The following is a 17,760-nucleotide window of genomic DNA, read 5'->3' as shown; positions in this document are numbered from 1 at the left end:
CCCTCGTGGCGCTGATCTTTATGGTTTAAGCTATCGTAGCCACCGATCTAAAACCTGGCGATATGAACCATCGTGCATAGGCTCCAACTCCACTACACCCTCTCCCAAGACAGCAGCCCCGCGCAGGTACGCAATCCGCTGATCGACTTGCTGCAGGCCGTCAGCAGCCAGGGCTCCATTTCTGGAGGCGCACGCGCGCTGGGCTTGAGCTACCGCCACGTCTGGGGCGAACTCAAACGCTGGGAAAACGAGCTGGGCAACGAGTTGGTGGTCTGGGAAAAAGGTCAATCAGCCCGTTTGACAACGTTCGGCAACAAACTGATGTGGGCTGAGCGCCAGGCCCAAGCCCGTCTGTCACCCCAGATAGAGGCCTTGCGCGCCGAGCTGGAACGCAGCTACGCGCTGGCCTTTGACGACAGCGTACATGTGGTCACACTCTACGCCAGCCATGACGATGCGCTCTCAAGCTTGCGCGAGCATGCGCTGAAAAGGGAAACCCTGGCGCTGGATTCCGGACCCGGCAGGCTGCATCTGGACATCCGCTTCACAGGCAGTGTCGATGCCATCCGCGCGCTGAACGAAGGCCGCTGTGTGATGGCTGGCTTTCACACCCTGCTCGGCAGCGGTAAAAAAACCCTGACAGAGCGCACCTACAAACCGCTGTTACAGCCCGGTCAACACAAAATTATTGGTTTTGCCCAGCGTACCCAGGGCTTAATGGTGGCGCGCGGCAACCCACGGGACGTACACAGCTTGCAGGACGTGGTATTGCGCCGGGTCCGCTTTGCCAACCGCACGCTGGGCAGTGGCACACGCGTGGTGCTCGATGAACTGCTGGCGCAGGCCAATCTGCTGGCCAGTGAGGTGAATGGCTATGACCACACCGAGCCGTCGCACGCTGCCGTGGCGCAAGCGGTGGCAGCGGGCCAATGTGATGCGGGCATGGGCATCGCTGCCGCCGCGCAGCAAGCCGGACTCGACTTTGTCCCGCTGGCCGAGGAGCAGTACCACCTGGTTTGCCTTAAATCGGCCCTGGCACAGCCTGGCATTGGGGCCTTGCGCCAGCTGCTGCAAACACCCCAATGGCTCGGCCAGATCGCCAAAGTACCTGGATATTCGGCTCAGTACAGTGGCCAGGTACGGTCCATGCGCAAGGTTCTACCTTGGTGGGATTACCGGCACAGCAAAACACCGGCATCAAGTTGATGCTCACCATGACATCATGGTTGGGGCGGCAACAAAAATTTCACGCCTACACCTAAAATTGATCATGCCAACTTTCAAACCTTAAACGCTAAACTCCAGCGTCTTTCAGACCGCACGAAACCATTACCGTGGTTCACCTGCGCAACATTCAAATAATGGAGACACCATGACCCCATTTCTCGCGCTGTCCCGGCTGATCGACAAGATCACCACCTGGATCGGCAAAGTCACCATGTGGCTGATCCTCGCCACCACACTGATCAGCGCAGGCAATGCCATTGTGCGCAAAATATTCAACGTCAGTTCCAATGGCCTGCTCGAAATCCAGTGGTACCTGTTTGCCGCTGTTTTCCTGATGGGTGCCGGTTATGGTTTCCTGAAAAATTCACATGTGCGCATTGACTTTATCGCCACCAAACTGACGGCGCGCACGCGCAACTGGATTGACGTGATCGGCATCATTGCCGTGCTGTTTCCGTTCTGCATGCTTTCCATCGTGCTGAGCTGGCCGCTATTCACGAACGCCTTGGCCACCAGCGAAATGTCACAAAACGCCGGTGGCCTGATCCGCTGGCCCGCCTACGGCTTGATTCCCCTGGGTTTTTCGCTGCTGGCTTTACAGGGTCTGTCCGAGCTGATCAAACGTATTGCTTTTTTAAGGGGTGAAGGGCCTGATGTGCTGTCTCATGAAGTCAGCAAATCCGACGAAGAAAAACACATGGAAGAACTCGAAGCGATCGTCGCGCGCAAATTGGCAGAGGGCAAATAAATGCAAACCACCTTTTTGGCACAGCAATTTGTGCCGCTCATGTTCTGTGGCCTGTTCGCCTTCTTGCTGACTGGTTTCCCCGTTGCTTTCGCCCTGGCCGCTACCGGTCTGGGTTTTGGCTTTATCGGCATGGAGGCCGGCATTTTTCCGCCGTCACTGTTTCAGGCCCTGCCCCTGCGCATCTTCGGCATTATGCAAAACGACACGCTGTTGGCGATCCCATTTTTCACCTTCATGGGGATTATTCTGGAACGCTCGGGCATGGCCGAGGATTTGCTTGAGACTGTGGGCCAGGTCTTTGGCCCGCTACGCGGTGGCCTCGCCATTGCGGTGATCCTGGTGGGCGCACTGCTGGCCGCAACCACCGGCGTGGTGGCGGCTGCGGTGATCTCCATGGGTCTGATTTCTCTGCCCATCATGCTGCGTTACGGTTACAACCGGGTCATTGCCACCGGGGCCATCACGGCCTCGGGCACGCTGGCGCAAGCCATACCGCCGTCGCTGGTGCTGATTGTGCTGGCCGACCAATTGGGCCGCTCGGTGGGCGACATGTACGCTGGTGCCCTGCTGCCCGGTCTGCTGCTGGTCGGCCTGTACATCGTGTTTGTGGTGATCGTGGCGCTGGTGAAACCGGCCTGGGTGCCTGCGCTGCCGCAAGAGGCCCGTATCTACCGCGAGGCCAATGGCAGCTCGGGCCACAAGTCGCTGCTGGTGCTGGTGCTCATTTGTTCGGCCGTCGGCTGGAGCTGGGCCCAGGTGCACGACACCCTGATGACGCGCTGGCTGGAACGCAGCATCCCTTCGGCTGGTGACGAAATCGTCATCATGACGCTGACGCTGGCCTCCATCACCGGCCTGGTGCTGGCGCTGCTCAACCGCATCACCAAAATGGGCCTGCTGTCACGACTGGCCGAGCAGGTCACGTTTGTGCTGATGCCGCCACTGATCCTGATCTTCCTGGTGCTGGGCACGATTTTCCTGGGCGTTGCTACGCCTACCGAGGGCGGCGCCATGGGCGCGCTCGGTGCCCTGATCCTGGCCATCGGCAAGAAGCGCCTCAGCATGCCGCTGCTCAATCAGGCACTGGAAAACACCGCCAAACTGGCCACGTTCGTGCTGTTCATCCTGATTGGCTCCACAGTCTTCAGTTTCACTTTCAACGCCGCCGATGGCCACATCTGGGTTGAGCATCTGTTTACCGACATGCCAGGGGGTGGCTGGGGCTTTTTGATTGTGGTCAACCTGCTGGTTTTCGTGCTGGGCATGTTCATCGACTTCTTCGAGATTGCCTTTATCGTGCTGCCTTTGCTGGCCCCGGTGGCCGAAAAAATCCTGCCCGGTCTGGTGCCCGGCATGACGCCCGACATGGCGATGATCTGGTTCGGCGTGATCATTGCCATGAACCTGCAAACCTCGTTCCTGACACCGCCCTTTGGTTTTGCCCTGTTTTACCTGCGCAGCGTGGCCGCCAAGTTCGACTACAAAGACCGCGTGACCAGCAAGACCATCAAGGCCGTGAGCACCAACGAGATCTACAAGGGTTCCATTGCCTTCATCGTGTTGCAGCTCATCATGGTGGCAGCCATCATGACTTTCCCGTCACTGGTGGTAGGCAACATGTCCAAAGACAAGGGTTTGAGCGACGCCGCGGTCATGGAGCAGCTGCAAATGCATGATGTGGAACCGCTGACCGAGACCGAACAGACCGAGCCTCCTGAGGATTCAGGAACTGCCAATGACAGCAACGCCCCGGCCGCCTTGGAAGCACCCCCCGCATTGGAAGAGGAAATCGACCCCATGAAAGCCATGCAGGAGGCCATTGCCAAGGACGCAAAGAAGGCCAAGCCCTGAGCTGACCCGAGAACGCAATGAAAGGCCGGCGTCGCGAGACCGCTGGCGTTTTCTTGCCTTCATCCAGATAAAAAAAACCGCGCAGCAGCGCGGTTTTTTCAGCAGAGACAGCTTACAGTTTTTGCGACTGCATGAAGCTGTCAAAACGCTGTTCGGTAAAGCGGGCCCAAAGGTTGGCGTCTGCACGGAACGGCTTCATATCCCCATAAATCTTCTTCCAGTTCGGGTTCTTGGCACTCAGCTCGGCGTAGACATCCTCGGTCGCCTTGAAAGCTGCTTTCATGATGTCATTGGAGAACGGGTGCAATTTGGCGCCTTGACTCACCAGTTGCTTGAGAGCACCCGGATTCTTATAGTCGTAGTCGGCCTGGATCGACACATGGGCACGCGAAGAAGCCGCCTGGATGATCACCTTGTTTTCAGGCGACAAACCGTCATAAGCCTTCTGGTTGACATACAGGGAGAATTGCGTGCTGCCTTCCCACCAGCCAGGATAGTAGTAATGAGGCGCTACCTTGTACAGCCCCAGCTTCAGGTCGTCGTGCGGTCCGATCCACTCAGCGGCGTCAACCGTGCCTTTTTCCAGTGCCTGGTAGATTTCACCGGCAGGAATATTTTGCGGCACACCGCCCAGACGCTCAAGAATTCGGCCGCCAAAACCGCCGATGCGCATTTTCATGCCCTTCATGTCGGCCAGCGTCTTGATTTCCTTGCGGTACCAGCCCCCCATCTGGGCACCTGAATTGCCCATCGGGAAATTGACAATATTGAAGTTGCTGTAGAACTCGCGCATCAACTTCAAGCCATTGCCGGCAAACATCCAGGCGGTCAACTGGCGAGAATTGAGACCGAACGGAATCGAGCAGTCCAGCGCAAACGATTCATCCTTGCCAAAGAAATAGTAGGGGGCGGTATGGGCACACTCCACCGTGCCGTTCTGCACGCCGTCGACAACGCCAAAGGCAGGCATCAATTCACCGGCTGTGTGCACGGAAATGGTGAACTTGCCACCCGACATGGCGCTGACTTCCTTGGCAAATTGCTCGGTTCCACCAATCAGGACATCGAGTGATTTTGGAAAACTCGAAGCCAGGCGCCAGCGCAGGGCCGCCTGTGCATGGACAGCAGGCGCGGCGCCAGCCGCCAGGACACCGGCCATACCGGCGTGTTTGATAAGGGAACGACGATCCATCTCTTTTCTCCTGAAATTGTTAATTTAAAAAATACACACTCCCTGAAGGAGCGTTATGACTACAAAGAATCACAGCGCATTTTAGGAACGGGATGAAAGCCCTGTTTCAAATTTTCTTCATGCAGTGGCACATAAATTTTCAACCTGAATCAAAAAATTCGCATGCTGCAAACTGCAAACAAAAACTGCAAACAAAAACGCCCCCAAAAGCACCTTGTGTGCTTTTGGGGGCGTGACATGAGAACTTATGAATGAGCCGTTTAAATCTTGGCTGTCGTCATGTAGTTGTCGAAGCGCAATTCGGAAAAACGCAGCCACAGGAGCTGATCACGCTGGAAGGCGCGCATGTCCCGGTGAATTTTCTTGAATTCGGGGGACTTGGCTTCGTGCTCGGCAAATACTTCCATGGATGCCTTGAAGCCCGCATCCATGATGTCCTTGGAAAAGGGCTTGAGTTGAGTTTTGTCAGCGACCAGACTCTTCAGGGCAATCGGATTGAACGCATCGTACTTGGCAGTCATGTCACGGGCAGCCACAGCAGTGGCGACGTCCACCATGGCCTGGTATTCAGGCGACAGTGCCGCATAGGCCTTGGTGTTGATGAAAAACTCAAGCTCTGCGCCACCTTCCCACCAGCCGGGGTAGTAATAGAAAGGGGCCACCTTGTTGAAGCCCAGTTTCTGGTCATCGTAAGGACCGACGAACTCGGTGGCGTCCAGCGTGCCTTTTTCAAGCGCCTGATAGACCTCACCGGCCGGCATGTTCTGCGACACCACACCAAGCTTTTGCATGGCCTCGCCAAACAAGCCGCCGCCCATGCGCATTTTCAGACCCTTGAGGTCTTTGGCGGACTTGATTTCCTTGCGGTACCAGCCACCCATTTGCGTGCCGGTGTTCCCCGCGCTGCGACTCTTGATGTTGTACTTGGCATAAAAATCATCCATCAGCTTGCGGCCATTACCGTGCTCCATCCAGGCGTCCATCTGGCGCGCGGTCAGGCCAAAGGGAACGGCGCAGCCAAAGGCAAAAATGGGGTCCTTGCCAGTGAAATAGTAGGACGCTGTCTGAGCCATCTCAACCGTGCCGTTCTGGATACCGTCGACCACGCCAAAAGCAGGCATCAATTCGCCAGCGGCATGCACCGACACTTCAAACTTGCCGCCTGACAGGGCCTTGATGGTCTTGGCAAACATCTCGGCGCTGCCAAAGATGGTGGCCAATGACTTGGGAAAGCTCGAAGCCAGGCGCCAGCGCACATTGGCCCCCTGGGCATGCACGGCCGGTGCAGCGCCTGCGGCCAGAACACCCGCGATACCTGCGTTTTTAATGAGCGAACGACGATCCATTGATTTACTCCTGCTGTAGTTGATTGAAAAAGCCTGCATGCGAATGAACATGAACATGGCGAATAAGAGTCACCTGATATTCTAAGAAGCGAACCACCGGCAAACCTGTGGGTTTACCCTCATAAATAGCTGTCGCCTTCAAGAACCTTGCGTTAACGCAAAGCGGTTGCGAATAGCGGCCTCAATACCAGGCCCATCCAACCCCTGCAACGCCAGCAATCTGGCGGGGTCACCGTGTTCAATGAAAACATCTGGCAAACCCAGTTGCAGCACCGGCCGGGTGATACCGGCAGCAGCCAGTGCTTCCAGCACCGCGCTGCCCGCTCCGCCCATGATGGCACCCTCTTCCAAAGTGACCAGGGTCTCGTGGCTGGCCGCCACTTGCAGCAGCAAGTCCGCATCGAGCGGCTTGGCCCATCGCATGTTCACCACGGTGGCATCCAGGCCTTGCGCTGCGTCGAGCGCCGGATACAGCAGCGTACCAAAGGCCAGAATGGCCACACGCTGGCCGCTTCGGCGGATTTCACCCTTGCCAAATGGCAGCGCGTCAAGCGTGCGGCTAACCGCCACACCGGCACCCGCGCCGCGCGGGTAACGCACGGCGACCGGCGCGTTTTGGGCGTATGCCGTACAGAGCAACTGGCGGCACTCGTTTTCATCAGCCGGACAAGCCACGCTGATGTTGGGGATGCAGCGCAAGTAGGAAATGTCATAGGCCCCGGCGTGGGTGGCACCATCGGCCCCCACCAGCCCGGCACGATCCAGTGCAAACACCACCGGCAAATTCTGGATGGCCACGTCGTGGATCAGCTGGTCATAGGCGCGCTGCAAAAAAGTGGAATAAATCGCCACCACCGGCTTCAGGCCTTCACAGGCCAGCCCGGCGGCAAAGGTGACGGCGTGCTGCTCGGCAATGCCCACATCAAAATAGCGGTGCGGGAAACGCTGCTCAAAAGCCACCATGCCCGAACCCTCGCGCATGGCCGGCGTGATGCCCACCAGCCGGTCGTCAGCGGCAGCCATGTCGCACAACCAGTCACCAAAAACCTGGGTAAAGGTAATTTTGCTGGCGCCAGCTGATGTTTGCAGGCCCACCGCCGGATCAAACTTGCCTGGGCCGTGGTAAGCCACCGGGTCGGCCTCGGCCAGCTTGTAGCCCTGGCCTTTTTTAGTGACCACGTGCAAAAACTGTGGCCCCTTGAGCTGCTTGATGTTTTCCAGCACCGACACCAGAGTCTGCACGTCGTGGCCGTCAATCGGCCCCACGTAGTTGAAACCAAATTTCTCGAACAAGGTGACCCGGCTCACCATGCCTTTGGCCGACTCTTCAATGCGGCGTGCCAGTTCCAGCAGCGGCGGCGCACCACGCAGCACGTTTTTGCTGGCACTTTTGGCCGCGGCATAAAACTGGCCACTGAGCAGCTTGGCCAGGTAACGGTTGAGCGCGCCCACCGGCGGGCTGATCGACATGTCGTTGTCGTTCAGGATCACCAGCAGATTGCAATCCGAGACACCGGCATTGTTCATGGCTTCAAAAGCCATGCCGGCGGTCATGGCGCCGTCGCCGATGACGGCGATCGCGTGCCGGTCTTCGCCTTTGAGGCGCGATGCCATGGCCATACCCAGGGCCGCCGAGATCGAGGTGCTGGAGTGCGCCGTGCCAAAGGCATCAAATTCGCTCTCGGCACGCTGCGGGAACCCGCTCAAGCCGCCCAACTGGCGCAGCGTAGCCATGCGCTCACGCCGCCCGGTCAGGATTTTGTGCGGGTAGGTCTGGTGTCCCACGTCCCACACCACCCGGTCATGCGGCGTATTGAAAACATAGTGCAAGGCCACCGTGAGTTCAACCGTGCCCAGGTTCGAACTCAAGTGACCCCCTGTCTTGGCAACGCTTTCCAGCAAAAAGGCGCGCAGTTCGGTGGCCAGGGTGTCAAGCTGTTCACGCTGCAAATGCCGCAGGTCGGCCGGGGCCTGGATGGTCTGCAACAAGGGGTAAGGGTTATTCATCAACATAGGTTCTAATTTTGACAGCGGGCAGTGCATCAGCTGGAACGCTGCACGATCAGGCTTGCCAGCCCCTGCAGCGCACGCGTATCCGGCAAACCACTGGACGCCAGCGCCGCCATGGCCTGATCAAACAAGGTCTGTGCATACAGACGGGCGGGCTCCAGCCCCATCAGTGAGACATAAGTAGGCTTGTCCTGGGCCTGATCCTTGCCCGCCGTTTTACCCAACGTGGCTGAATCAGCGGTGACGTCCAGAATGTCGTCGACCACCTGAAATGCCAGGCCCATGGCCGCACCATAGGCCTGCAGGGCTTGCTGCGCCTTCGCAGTGGCGTCACCGCAAGCCACGCCCATCATGACGCTGGCCTGCAGCAGGGCACCGGTTTTAAGCTGGTGCATTTCCCGCAACTGGTCTTCGGTCAGGGCCCGCCCGACGCTGGCGAGGTCGATGGCCTGGCCGCCGGCCATGCCGGCACAACCCGCTGCACGCGCCAGCAAGCGGCACAAGCGGGCCTGTCGACCGACTGGCACCACAGCAGCATCGGGGGTCAGTAGTTCAAACGCCAGGGCCTGCAGCGCATCGCCCGCAAGCAAGGCGCTGGCCTCGCCGAATTCCACGTGGACGGTGGGTTTGCCACGGCGCAACACGTCGTTGTCCATACACGGCATGTCATCGTGCACCAGGGAATAGGCGTGGATCAGTTCGACCGCGCAAGCGGCACGCAAAGCCGCTTCAGCATCACACGCCGCAGCGGGAACGCTGACCAGGGTTAAGTCGCTGCTGACAGCCTCAAAAGCAGCGAACACCAGCAGGGGACGCAAGCGTTTGCCGCCATCCAGCACGGCATAACGCATGGCCCCCATCAGTTCAGCAGGCGCGGCATGCTCCAGATCAGCGGAGGCATCCACACTCACCCAGTTGTCCAGCGCCTGTTCCACGTGCGCCAGATAATGGTTGCACCAGTGATTCAAATCAAAGTGGTCGCTCATGCTGTTTCGCTGGTCCATGTCTTGAGCGTGCCCTGGTCCAGCACCTTGATCTGGTCTTCCACGGCGGCCAGCCGATCCCGACAGAACTTCAACAGTTCTGCACCCCGCTGGTATTGCGTGAGAAGCTGCTCCAGGGGCATGTCGCCAGACTCCAGTCTGGCCACCAGTTGCTCAAGCTCCTGCAACGCGGCTTCGTAATGCGCGGGCGCGGTGGCTCCGTGTTTGGCGGCAGTAACCATAAAACGCAACTCTCCCGGAAGCAAAAGAGGGTAATTTTAGGCTTTGTTGCCAGCCACTGACCGACCCCGGCCACAAAGGTACAATTCGCGCTGATTGCGCCAGCCCCGGCTGGATTTTTTGTCTCGCGCATGACGCATGTCACCCGCGCATCTCCCTGTGGGGAGTCTTTAGGTCAGGTCACCCATGTCTGATTTAAGTCTTCAACTGCAGCAGGCCACCGGCCAACTACCAGTTAGTTCTTATTTTGATCCCGCGCTCTACCAGCGTGAATTGCAAACCCTGTTTCAGCGGGGACCACGTTATGTGGGGCACGCCGCCAGTGTGCCCAACGTCGGCGACTACGCCACACTGGCGCACGAGGGTGAGGGCCGCGCGCTGGTGCGCACGCCCAGCGGCATCGAGCTGATCTCCAACGTCTGCCGGCACCGCCAGGCCCTCATGCTCAAGGGGCGCGGCTCGCTGCAAAACACGGCGGCAGGCAACATCGTCTGCCCGATTCACCGCTGGACTTACAGCGCCGGCGACAGCACGGGCCGGCTACCTGCGGGCAAGCTCATGGGCGCGCCCCACTTTCCCACCGATCCCTGTCTGAACCTGGGCAACTACCCGCTGCGCCAATGGAATGGCCTGCTTTTCGAAGACAACGGACGCGATGTTGTCGCTGAGCTTGCGGGCATGAGCAATCGCACGGATCTTGATTTTTCCGGCTATGTGCTTGACAAGGTCGAGTTGCACGAGTGCAACTACAACTGGAAAACCTTCATCGAGGTCTATCTGGAGGACTACCACGTGGGTCCATTCCACCCGGGCCTTGGCCACTTTGTCACCTGTGACGACCTGCACTGGCAATTTGGCGAACAGTTCTCGGTGCAAACCGTAGGTGTTTCCAAGGCCTTTGGCAAACCGGGATCACCGGTGTACCGGCGCTGGCACGATGCCCTGCTGAGCTACCGCAACGGCGCGCTGCCTGAACGCGGCGCGATCTGGCTCACCTACTACCCGCACATCATGGTCGAGTGGTACCCGCATGTGCTCACAGTGTCCACCCTGCACCCGATGGGTCCCGACAAGACACTGAACCAGGTGGAATTTTTCTACCCCGAGGAAATTGCCGCGTTCGAGCGCGAATTTGTCGAGGCCCAGCAAGCCGCCTACATGGAAACCTGCATCGAGGACGACGAAATTGGCGAACGCATGGACGCCGGACGCAAAGCCTTGTTCACGCGCGGCGACAACGAAGTCGGTCCCTACCAAAGCCCGATGGAAGACGGCATGCAGCATTTTCACGCCTGGTACCGCCGTCAAATGGGCCCCCAAGGTCTGTAACCCTGGCGCACCTTAAAGGTCAAGTCATGCAAGCACTCTGGATGGTGTGGGCTTCCTTCTTTTTTGCCACCATGGCGGTCGGCATCAAGATCGCGGCAACCAGCTTCAGCCTGGCCGAACTGGTGTTTTACCGGGGCCTGGTCAGCGTGGTCTTCATGGCGCTTGTCTTGCGCGCACGAGGTACCCGGCTGGCCACACCGGTGCCCATGATGCACGCCTGGCGTTCCGTGATTGGCGTGTTTTCGCTGGCCTCCTGGTTTTATGCCATTGCCCATTTGCCACTGGCCACCGCCATGACCCTCAACTACATGAGCGGCGTCTGGGTGGCGGCTTTTGTGGTGGGCGGTGCCCTGCTGTACGGCAAGAGCAGCCGCCAGGGACCGCTGATGGCCACCGTGCTGATCAGTTTTGCCGGCGTCGTGATGATGCTGCGCCCGACGCTGGACCAGAACCAGTTGTTTGCCGGCCTGGTCGGGCTGCTCTCTGGCATGGGCGCGGCCATGGCGTATATGCAAGTGACGGCGTTGGGCAAAATGGGCGAGCCCGAGGGCCGCACCGTGTTTTATTTTTCGCTCAGCACCGCTGTGGCCGGGCTGGCGGGTGTGCTCTGGGACGGATTCACACCGTGGGACAAGGTGACCTGGCAGGCGGCCGCCTGGCTCATTCCGATCGGCGTCCTGGCCTCGCTGGGCCAATGGGCCATGACGCGGGCTTACAGCCGAGGTGCCACACTGCTGGTGGCCAATTTGCAATACGCCGGCATTGTGTTTGCCGCTTTTTACAGCCTGGTCCTATTCGGTGACCAGATTCCCCTGCTGGGCTGGGCGGGCATGGCGCTGATTGTGGCCAGCGGCATTGCAGCCACCGTATTGCGCACCCGCGCCCTGCCCGATACACCCGCTGAAGAACATTAAACCCTGCCAGGAGCCCACATGTACAGCACCTTGATTTCTGTTACCCAACTGCAGGCGCTGATGTCCAGCCAACAGCCGCTGATGGTGTTTGACTGCAGTTTCGAGCTGATGCAGCCTGCAGCCGGCGATGCGCAATACCAGGAAAACCACATTGCCGGTGCCGTGCGCGCCGACCTGGACCGCCATCTGAGCGCCAAAGGCGCAGCCGATGCTGCCAGCGGTGGCCGCCACCCGTTGCCATCACTTGCTGCTTTGGCTGCCTGGCTGGGCAGCATCGGATTCAGTCCGGACATGCAGGCGGTGGTCTATGACCGCCAGGGCACGAACTACTGTGGCCGCCTGTGGTGGATGCTGAAATGGGCCGGGCATGAAGCGTCGGCGGTTCTCAACGGCGGCCTGCAAGCCTGGATTGCGGCCGGGGGCGCAGTGGCATCGGGTACAGGCTCCGCACTTCAACCCGGCACGTACCCATTGGCCACGCCAAGGGCCGTACTGGCAACGACCGAAACCGTTCTAAATCAATTGGCGCGCCCCAACCAAACCCTGGTCGATGCCCGCGGTGCCCCCCGTTTCAGGGGAGAAGTGGAACCGCTGGACCCTGTCGCCGGCCATATTCCAGGCGCGCTGAACCGCCCGTTCACCGACAACCTCGGTCCGGACGGCTGCTTTAAACCTGCCGCCCAGCTCAGGGCAGAATTTGACACGTTGCTGGCGGGCAAAGACCCGGCCAGCGTGGTGCACCACTGCGGCAGCGGCGTCAGCGCGCTACCCAACCTGATTGCCATGGAAGTGGCCGGCCTGGGCCGGGCGGCGCTGTATGCCGGCAGCTGGAGCGAATGGTGCAGTGACACCGGTCGCCCGGTCGCGCAGGGTTGACCTCTTTGTAGGAGCGGCGCCCTCGCCGCGAATGCCCCCAACAGCCTTCGGCCCGAGGGCGGGCCTCCCACAAAGGCAGACTTCCAACAAGAATCTTAATCAGTTGGGGTCAGAGCACATCGCTATGCGAGTGGTCTGACCCGCAATGTTTCAGGCTACGCCATTGGCCTTGAACCAGGCCAGCGCACGCTTGAACCCATCTTCGGCGGCTTCTTTGCGATAACTCGGCCGGTAGTCGGCATGGAAGGCGTGCGGCGCCTCCTTGTAAACCACAAACTCTGACGCTTTGGCGGCGGCGTTGCCCTTGGCTCCGGCCTCGGCCAGTGCGTCTTTCATCTGATTCACGGTGGTCAGCGGAATGCCGCCGTCCTGGCCACCGTACAGGCCCAGCACCGGGGCTTTCAGATTGGCCGCCTGGTCCAGCGGGTGCGTGGGCGTGAGCGCCGTGGAGGTGCCCACCAGGCGGCCATACCAGGCCACGCCGGCCTGGACATTTTTGCTGTGCTGGGCATACAGCCAGGTAATGCGGCCACCCCAGCAAAAACCGGTGATGCCGACTTTTTTCAAGTTGCCGCCGTTGGCACCGGCCCAGGCCACAGCACCATCCAGGTCTTTCATGACCTGCGCATCGGGCACCTTGGACACCACCTCGGCCATCAGTTTGGCCACCTCCTTGTATTGGGCCGGATCACCCTGGCGCGCGTACAACTCAGGCGCAATCGCCAGGTAACCTGCCTTGGCAAAACGGCGACAGGTGTCGGCAATGTACTCATGCACACCAAAAATTTCCTGAATCACCAGCACCACGGGCAGGTTCTTTTTGCCTTCAGGAGCAGCAAAGAAAAAGGGCACCGAAAAGCCATCGACGGTGAAACTCGACTCGCCGGAGCTCAGGCCGTCACTGGGTGTTTTGATCGCGGTTTGCGCCATGATCGGCATGGCCGTGGCGGCGTAGCCCACGCCCAGGGCAACTTTCAGAGCGGTACGACGGCTGGCACCGTCAAGAGTTGATCGGCCCGGCATTAAAGCGTCAAAGTCTTGGGTCTGATCCTGATTCAGCATGTGCAGTCTCCGTGGATTGAAAAGCTGCGAGCATAAGTATGAAATTCATGCCGGGTCGATCTGCATGCGCAAATCCTCACAAAGCGCACCGGTCTTAGGCGATGCCATTGCGCTATGATTTGTCTCAATGCCAAAGTGCACGGCGATCCCGTGACTTTTGCAGCACCTTGTGGTCTAGGTGCTTTACCCAATGCACGCCAGACCGCTTTCCACGTATTCTTTGATGGATCACAAGTCCGCCAGGAGATGTTTCCCATGCCACAGCGCAAGCCTTTGCACCTGCACGTGCCCGAGCCCACCGGGCGTCCCGGCCACGACACCGACTTTTCTTACCTCCCGCTGTCCGCTGCCGGTGCCAAACGCCGCCCGCCGGTCGATGTGGCGGCGGCCCAGACCAACGACCTGGCCTTTGCGCTTATCCGCGTGCTCGATGACGACGGCAAGGCGGTGGGCCCCTGGGCGCCGCAAATGGACGTGGCGCTGCTTCAGCGCGGCCTGCGCGCTATGCTGCTGACACGCGCTTTCGATGCCCGCATGCTGATCGCCCAGCGGCAGAAAAAAATGTCGTTCTACATGCAGTGCCTGGGCGAAGAAGCAATTGCCTGCGCCCACGCCCTGGCCATTGGTGACGGCGACATGTGTTTTCCCACCTACCGCCAGCAGGGCCTGCTACTGGCGCGCGAAGACAACAACATGGTCGACATGATCTGCCAGCTTTACAGCAACGCGCGCGACCCCATGAAGGGGCGGCAACTGCCGGTGATGTACTCCAGCAAAAAGCAGGGCTTTTTCTCGATCTCGGGTAACCTCGCCACCCAGGTCATCCAGGGCGTGGGTTGGGCCATGGCCAGCGCCATCAAGGGCGACGACAAGGTGGCCAGCGCCTGGATTGGCGACGGCGCCACCGCCGAGGCCGACTTTCACACCGCGCTCACCTTTGCCCATGTTTACCGGGCACCGGTCATCATCAACGTGGTCAACAACCAGTGGGCCATTTCCACCTTCCAGGCCATTGCCGGCGGTGAAGGCACCACCTTTGCGGCGCGCGGTGCCGGCTGCGGCATTGCCTCCCTGCGCGTCGATGGCAACGATTTTCTGGCGGTCTATGCCGCCTCCAAATGGGCCCTGGAGCGCGCCCGCTCCAGCTTTGGCCCGACCCTGATCGAGTGGGTCACCTACCGCGCCGGACCCCATTCCACCTCGGACGACCCCAGCAAATACCGCCCGGCCAACGACCCGGCGCGCTTTCCGCTGGGCGACCCGATCGAACGCCTGAAAAAACATTTGATTTGCCTCGGGGCCTGGTCGGACGCTGAACACGAGGCCACCAAAAAAGCACTTGAGGCCGAGGTGTCGGCGGCGCAAAAGGAAGCTGAGCAATACGGCACCCTGGCCGACAGCCACGACCAGGGCGTGGCCACCATGTTCGAGGACGTGTACGAACACATGCCGGCGCACCTGCGGCGTCAACGTCAAGAGATCGGAGCCTGATCATGAGCAACCAGACTCAGAACACCAGCCCGATGACGATGATCCAGGCGCTGCGCTCGGCCATGGACGTGATGCTGACGCGCGACCCCAATGTGGTCGTCTACGGCCAGGACGTGGGCTATTTTGGTGGCGTCTTTCGTTGCACCGAGGGTCTGCAGCAAAAGCACGGCAAGCAGCGCGTGTTTGACGCCCCCATCTCCGAGGGCGGCATTGTCGGCACGGCGGTGGGCATGGGCGCCTACGGTCTGCGCCCGGTCGTTGAAATCCAGTTTGCCGACTACGTCTACCCGGCCACCGACCAGATTGTCTCGGAGGCGGCGCGGCTGCGTTACCGCTCGGCGGGCGACTTCACCTGCCCCATCACCATCCGCATGCCCTGTGGCGGCGGCATTTACGGCGGCCAGACCCACAGCCAGAGCCCCGAGGCCATGTTCACCCAGGTCTGCGGCCTGCGCACCGTGATGCCGTCCAACCCCTACGACGCCAAGGGCCTGCTGATTGCATCGATCGAGAACAACGACCCAGTGATTTTTCTGGAACCCAAGCGGCTCTACAACGGCCCGTTTGACGGCCACCACGAGCGTCCGGTGGTGCCTTGGAGCAAACACCCGCTGGGCGAGGTGCCGGAGGGCTATTACACCGTGCCGCTCGACAGCGCCCGCGTCACCCGGCCCGGCCAGGCCGTGACCGTGATCGCCTACGGCACCATGGTGCACGTGGCCGAAGCTGCCGCCGCCGAGTCAGGCATTGATGCCGAAGTGATCGACCTGCGCAGCCTGTGGCCGCTGGACCTCGACACCCTGGTGGCATCAGTCAAGAAAACCGGCCGCTGTGTCATCGTGCACGAGGCCACGCGCACCAACGGCCTGGGCGCCGAGCTTAGCGCCTTGATTCAGGAGCATTGCTTCTACCAACTCGAAGCCCCCATCGAGCGCGTGACCGGCTGGGACACGCCTTACCCGCACGCCCAGGAATGGTCGTATTTTCCGGGACCGGCGCGCGTGGGCGCGGCCCTGCAACGCGTGCTGGAGGCCTGACATGACCGTACAAAGTATCAAGATGCCCGATATTGGCGAGGGCATTGCCGAGGTCGAACTGGTGGCCTGGCATGTGCAGGTGGGTGACAGCGTGGCCGAAGACCAGATTTTGGCCGACGTCATGACCGACAAGGCCACGGTCGAGATTCCGTCGCATGTGGCAGGCAAGGTGCTGTCAATCGACGCCGCTGTAGGCCAGGTGGTGGCGGTGGGCACTGCAATCATTCACATCGAGGTGGCAGGTAGTGCCAGCACGGCCTTGCCACAGCCAGCCGACCAGCCCACGAAGAGCCCCGCCAGTGCGAACGCGGTGGCGCAATCCAGTGAAGTCCGAAAGTCATGGCTTGCCGCGTCGCCTGCAGTTCCTCGCAATGACGGTGTTCTGCAGGATGCACACGCTGCCCCACCAACGGCTGGCAACAAACCCATCGCCGCCCCGGCCGTGCGCCGCCGCGCCTGGGAATTGGGCATTGACCTGGGCCGCGTCAAGGGAACCGGCCCGGCCGGGCGCATCACGCAGGCCGACCTGGACGCGCACACCCGGCAAAGCGGTACCAGACCGAACCAGGCCGCCAGCGACCCGCGCTACGCGCCAGGGACCGCCGAGGAAGCGATTCCCGTGATCGGCCTGCGTCGCAAGATTGCGCAAAAAATGCAGGAGGCCAAGCGCCGCATTCCGCATTTCACCTATGTCGAAGAAATCGACGTGACCGAGCTTGAAGACCTGCGTGCACGCCTGAACGCCCGTTACGGCGCCGCGCGCGGTCGCCTCACGCTGCTGCCGTTTTTGATCCGTGCCATCGTGCTGGCAGTGCGTGAACACCCTGAGGTCAACGCGCGTTATGACGACGACACCGCTGTGGTGACGCGCTTTGCCGCGGTGCATCTGGGGCTGGCCACGCAAACGCCGGGTGGCCTGATGGTGCCCGTGATCCGGCACGCCGAGACGCTCGATGTGTGGGCCTGCGCCGCCGAAATCCTGCGGCTGGCCGAGGCCGCCCGCAACGGCAAGGCAGCGCGCGAGGAACTGAGCGGCTCGACCATCACCGTGACCAGCCTGGGGCCGCTGGCTGGCATTGCCCATACCCCCGTCATCAACCACCCCGAGGTTGCCATCATCGGCCCCAACCGCATCGTCGAGCGGCCCATGATCAGGGGCGGCCTGGTGGTGGCACGCAAGATGATGAACCTGTCCAGCTCGTTTGACCACCGGGTGGTCGATGGCATGAATGCAGCCGAATTCATCCAGCAAGTGCGCGGCTATCTGGAATGCCCGGGGACGCTATTGGTCGCTTGAGTTGGCGCAACAGGTCGACCCACAAGCGCATGCAATCAGTCGGGTGATGCGTTTTGCGAAGGTAAAGAAGGAGCCCGCACAGCGGGCGGGTGACACGCAGCAAAGCGCATCGCCCGGCTGATTGATTCGCACACGGCTACCTGGGTTCACACCAGAA

Annotated in this window: 15 protein-coding genes; 9 read left to right on the top strand and 6 right to left on the bottom strand. The window is 60.4% G+C overall.

Annotation, left to right across the window (positions count from 1 at the left end):
• Positions 1 to 72 precede the first annotated feature (72 nt).
• From NDJ10_RS10595 to NDJ10_RS10585, 3 genes are all read left to right on the top strand, one after another.
• Entirely contained in the window at positions 73 to 1,206 is a 1,134-nt protein-coding gene (locus tag NDJ10_RS10595; RefSeq protein WP_296161952.1) for a substrate-binding domain-containing protein, read from the top strand.
• 166 nt (positions 1,207 to 1,372) lie between these two features.
• The gene (locus NDJ10_RS10590) at positions 1,373 to 1,975 is read left to right on the top strand and encodes a TRAP transporter small permease subunit (protein WP_296161949.1); all 603 of its coding nucleotides are present in this window, start codon (positions 1,373 to 1,375) and stop codon (positions 1,973 to 1,975) included.
• Positions 1,976 to 3,826, top strand: a complete 1,851-nt coding sequence (locus NDJ10_RS10585; RefSeq protein ID WP_296161947.1) for a TRAP transporter large permease subunit — start codon at positions 1,976 to 1,978, stop codon at positions 3,824 to 3,826.
• Positions 3,827 to 3,938: 112 nt separating this feature from the next.
• On the opposite strand, the gene dctP is transcribed toward NDJ10_RS10585, so the two are convergent.
• The 5 genes from dctP to NDJ10_RS10560 form a co-directional block, all read right to left on the bottom strand.
• Positions 3,939 to 5,018, bottom strand: coding sequence for a TRAP transporter substrate-binding protein DctP (gene dctP, locus NDJ10_RS10580; protein ID WP_296161945.1), 1,080 nt, complete (start codon positions 5,016 to 5,018; stop codon positions 3,939 to 3,941).
• A gap of 260 nt (positions 5,019 to 5,278) precedes the next feature.
• The gene (locus tag NDJ10_RS10575; RefSeq protein WP_296161943.1) at positions 5,279 to 6,364 is read right to left on the bottom strand and encodes a TRAP transporter substrate-binding protein; all 1,086 of its coding nucleotides are present in this window, start codon (positions 6,362 to 6,364) and stop codon (positions 5,279 to 5,281) included.
• Between the two features lie 138 nt (positions 6,365 to 6,502).
• Entirely contained in the window at positions 6,503 to 8,374 is a 1,872-nt protein-coding gene (gene dxs, locus NDJ10_RS10570; protein WP_296162067.1) for a 1-deoxy-D-xylulose-5-phosphate synthase, read from the bottom strand.
• Positions 8,375 to 8,406: 32 nt separating this feature from the next.
• The gene (locus NDJ10_RS10565; protein WP_296161941.1) at positions 8,407 to 9,378 is read right to left on the bottom strand and encodes a polyprenyl synthetase family protein; all 972 of its coding nucleotides are present in this window, start codon (positions 9,376 to 9,378) and stop codon (positions 8,407 to 8,409) included.
• Entirely contained in the window at positions 9,357 to 9,599 is a 243-nt protein-coding gene (locus NDJ10_RS10560) for an exodeoxyribonuclease VII small subunit (protein WP_296161939.1), read from the bottom strand. The genes NDJ10_RS10565 and NDJ10_RS10560 overlap by 22 nt, the downstream gene beginning before the upstream one ends.
• Before the next feature lie 184 nt (positions 9,600 to 9,783).
• Between NDJ10_RS10560 and NDJ10_RS10555 the strand changes: the two genes are divergently transcribed.
• The 3 genes from NDJ10_RS10555 to NDJ10_RS10545 are packed head-to-tail and all read left to right on the top strand — an operon-like array spanning position 9,784 to position 12,716.
• On the top strand, positions 9,784 to 10,926 hold the full coding sequence (locus tag NDJ10_RS10555; RefSeq protein WP_296161937.1) for an aromatic ring-hydroxylating dioxygenase subunit alpha: 1,143 nt from the start codon (positions 9,784 to 9,786) through the stop codon (positions 10,924 to 10,926).
• Positions 10,927 to 10,952: 26 nt separating this feature from the next.
• Positions 10,953 to 11,840, top strand: coding sequence for a DMT family transporter (locus NDJ10_RS10550; RefSeq protein ID WP_296161936.1), 888 nt, complete (start codon positions 10,953 to 10,955; stop codon positions 11,838 to 11,840).
• A gap of 18 nt (positions 11,841 to 11,858) precedes the next feature.
• Positions 11,859 to 12,716, top strand: coding sequence for a sulfurtransferase (locus tag NDJ10_RS10545; protein WP_296161933.1), 858 nt, complete (start codon positions 11,859 to 11,861; stop codon positions 12,714 to 12,716).
• Between the two features lie 150 nt (positions 12,717 to 12,866).
• Here NDJ10_RS10545 and NDJ10_RS10540 read toward each other — a convergent pair whose 3' ends face one another.
• Entirely contained in the window at positions 12,867 to 13,778 is a 912-nt protein-coding gene (locus tag NDJ10_RS10540; protein ID WP_296161931.1) for a dienelactone hydrolase family protein, read from the bottom strand.
• A gap of 255 nt (positions 13,779 to 14,033) precedes the next feature.
• On the opposite strand from NDJ10_RS10540, the gene NDJ10_RS10535 reads away from it, so the two are divergent.
• From NDJ10_RS10535 to NDJ10_RS10525, 3 genes are read left to right on the top strand one after another with little or no spacing between them, the layout of a single operon-like run.
• The gene (locus tag NDJ10_RS10535) at positions 14,034 to 15,269 is read left to right on the top strand and encodes a 3-methyl-2-oxobutanoate dehydrogenase (2-methylpropanoyl-transferring) subunit alpha (protein WP_296161929.1); all 1,236 of its coding nucleotides are present in this window, start codon (positions 14,034 to 14,036) and stop codon (positions 15,267 to 15,269) included.
• Between the two features lie 2 nt (positions 15,270 to 15,271).
• Complete coding sequence (locus NDJ10_RS10530; protein ID WP_296161927.1) at positions 15,272 to 16,306, top strand: alpha-ketoacid dehydrogenase subunit beta; 1,035 nt, start codon at positions 15,272 to 15,274, stop codon at positions 16,304 to 16,306.
• A gap of 1 nt (position 16,307) precedes the next feature.
• Complete coding sequence (locus NDJ10_RS10525) at positions 16,308 to 17,603, top strand: dihydrolipoamide acetyltransferase family protein (RefSeq protein WP_296161925.1); 1,296 nt, start codon at positions 16,308 to 16,310, stop codon at positions 17,601 to 17,603.
• Positions 17,604 to 17,760: the final 157 nt, after the last annotated feature.

The sequence above is a fragment of the Rhodoferax sp. genome, assembly GCF_023700745.1.
In the GTDB taxonomy this organism is placed as follows: domain Bacteria; phylum Pseudomonadota; class Gammaproteobacteria; order Burkholderiales; family Burkholderiaceae_C; genus Rhodoferax.
This window is presented reverse-complemented; position numbering and strand designations above follow the sequence as displayed.

Excerpts from the sequence above, each read along its gene's own strand:
- NDJ10_RS10565 (WP_296161941.1), bottom strand. The coding sequence starts at position 9,378 with ATGGACCAGCGAAACAGCATGAGCGACCACTTTGATTTGAATCACTGG.
- NDJ10_RS10585 (WP_296161947.1), top strand. The coding sequence starts at position 1,976 with ATGCAAACCACCTTTTTGGCACAGCAATTTGTGCCGCTCATGTTCTGT.
- NDJ10_RS10545 (WP_296161933.1), top strand. The coding sequence starts at position 11,859 with ATGTACAGCACCTTGATTTCTGTTACCCAACTGCAGGCGCTGATGTCC.
- NDJ10_RS10530 (WP_296161927.1), top strand. The coding sequence starts at position 15,272 with ATGAGCAACCAGACTCAGAACACCAGCCCGATGACGATGATCCAGGCG.
- NDJ10_RS10540 (WP_296161931.1), bottom strand. The coding sequence starts at position 13,778 with ATGCTGAATCAGGATCAGACCCAAGACTTTGACGCTTTAATGCCGGGC.
- NDJ10_RS10535 (WP_296161929.1), top strand. The coding sequence starts at position 14,034 with ATGCCACAGCGCAAGCCTTTGCACCTGCACGTGCCCGAGCCCACCGGG.
- dctP (WP_296161945.1), bottom strand. The coding sequence starts at position 5,018 with ATGGATCGTCGTTCCCTTATCAAACACGCCGGTATGGCCGGTGTCCTG.
- NDJ10_RS10590 (WP_296161949.1), top strand. The coding sequence starts at position 1,373 with ATGACCCCATTTCTCGCGCTGTCCCGGCTGATCGACAAGATCACCACC.
- NDJ10_RS10525 (WP_296161925.1), top strand. The coding sequence starts at position 16,308 with ATGACCGTACAAAGTATCAAGATGCCCGATATTGGCGAGGGCATTGCC.
- NDJ10_RS10555 (WP_296161937.1), top strand. The coding sequence starts at position 9,784 with ATGTCTGATTTAAGTCTTCAACTGCAGCAGGCCACCGGCCAACTACCA.
- NDJ10_RS10560 (WP_296161939.1), bottom strand. The coding sequence starts at position 9,599 with ATGGTTACTGCCGCCAAACACGGAGCCACCGCGCCCGCGCATTACGAA.
- NDJ10_RS10575 (WP_296161943.1), bottom strand. The coding sequence starts at position 6,364 with ATGGATCGTCGTTCGCTCATTAAAAACGCAGGTATCGCGGGTGTTCTG.
- NDJ10_RS10550 (WP_296161936.1), top strand. The coding sequence starts at position 10,953 with ATGCAAGCACTCTGGATGGTGTGGGCTTCCTTCTTTTTTGCCACCATG.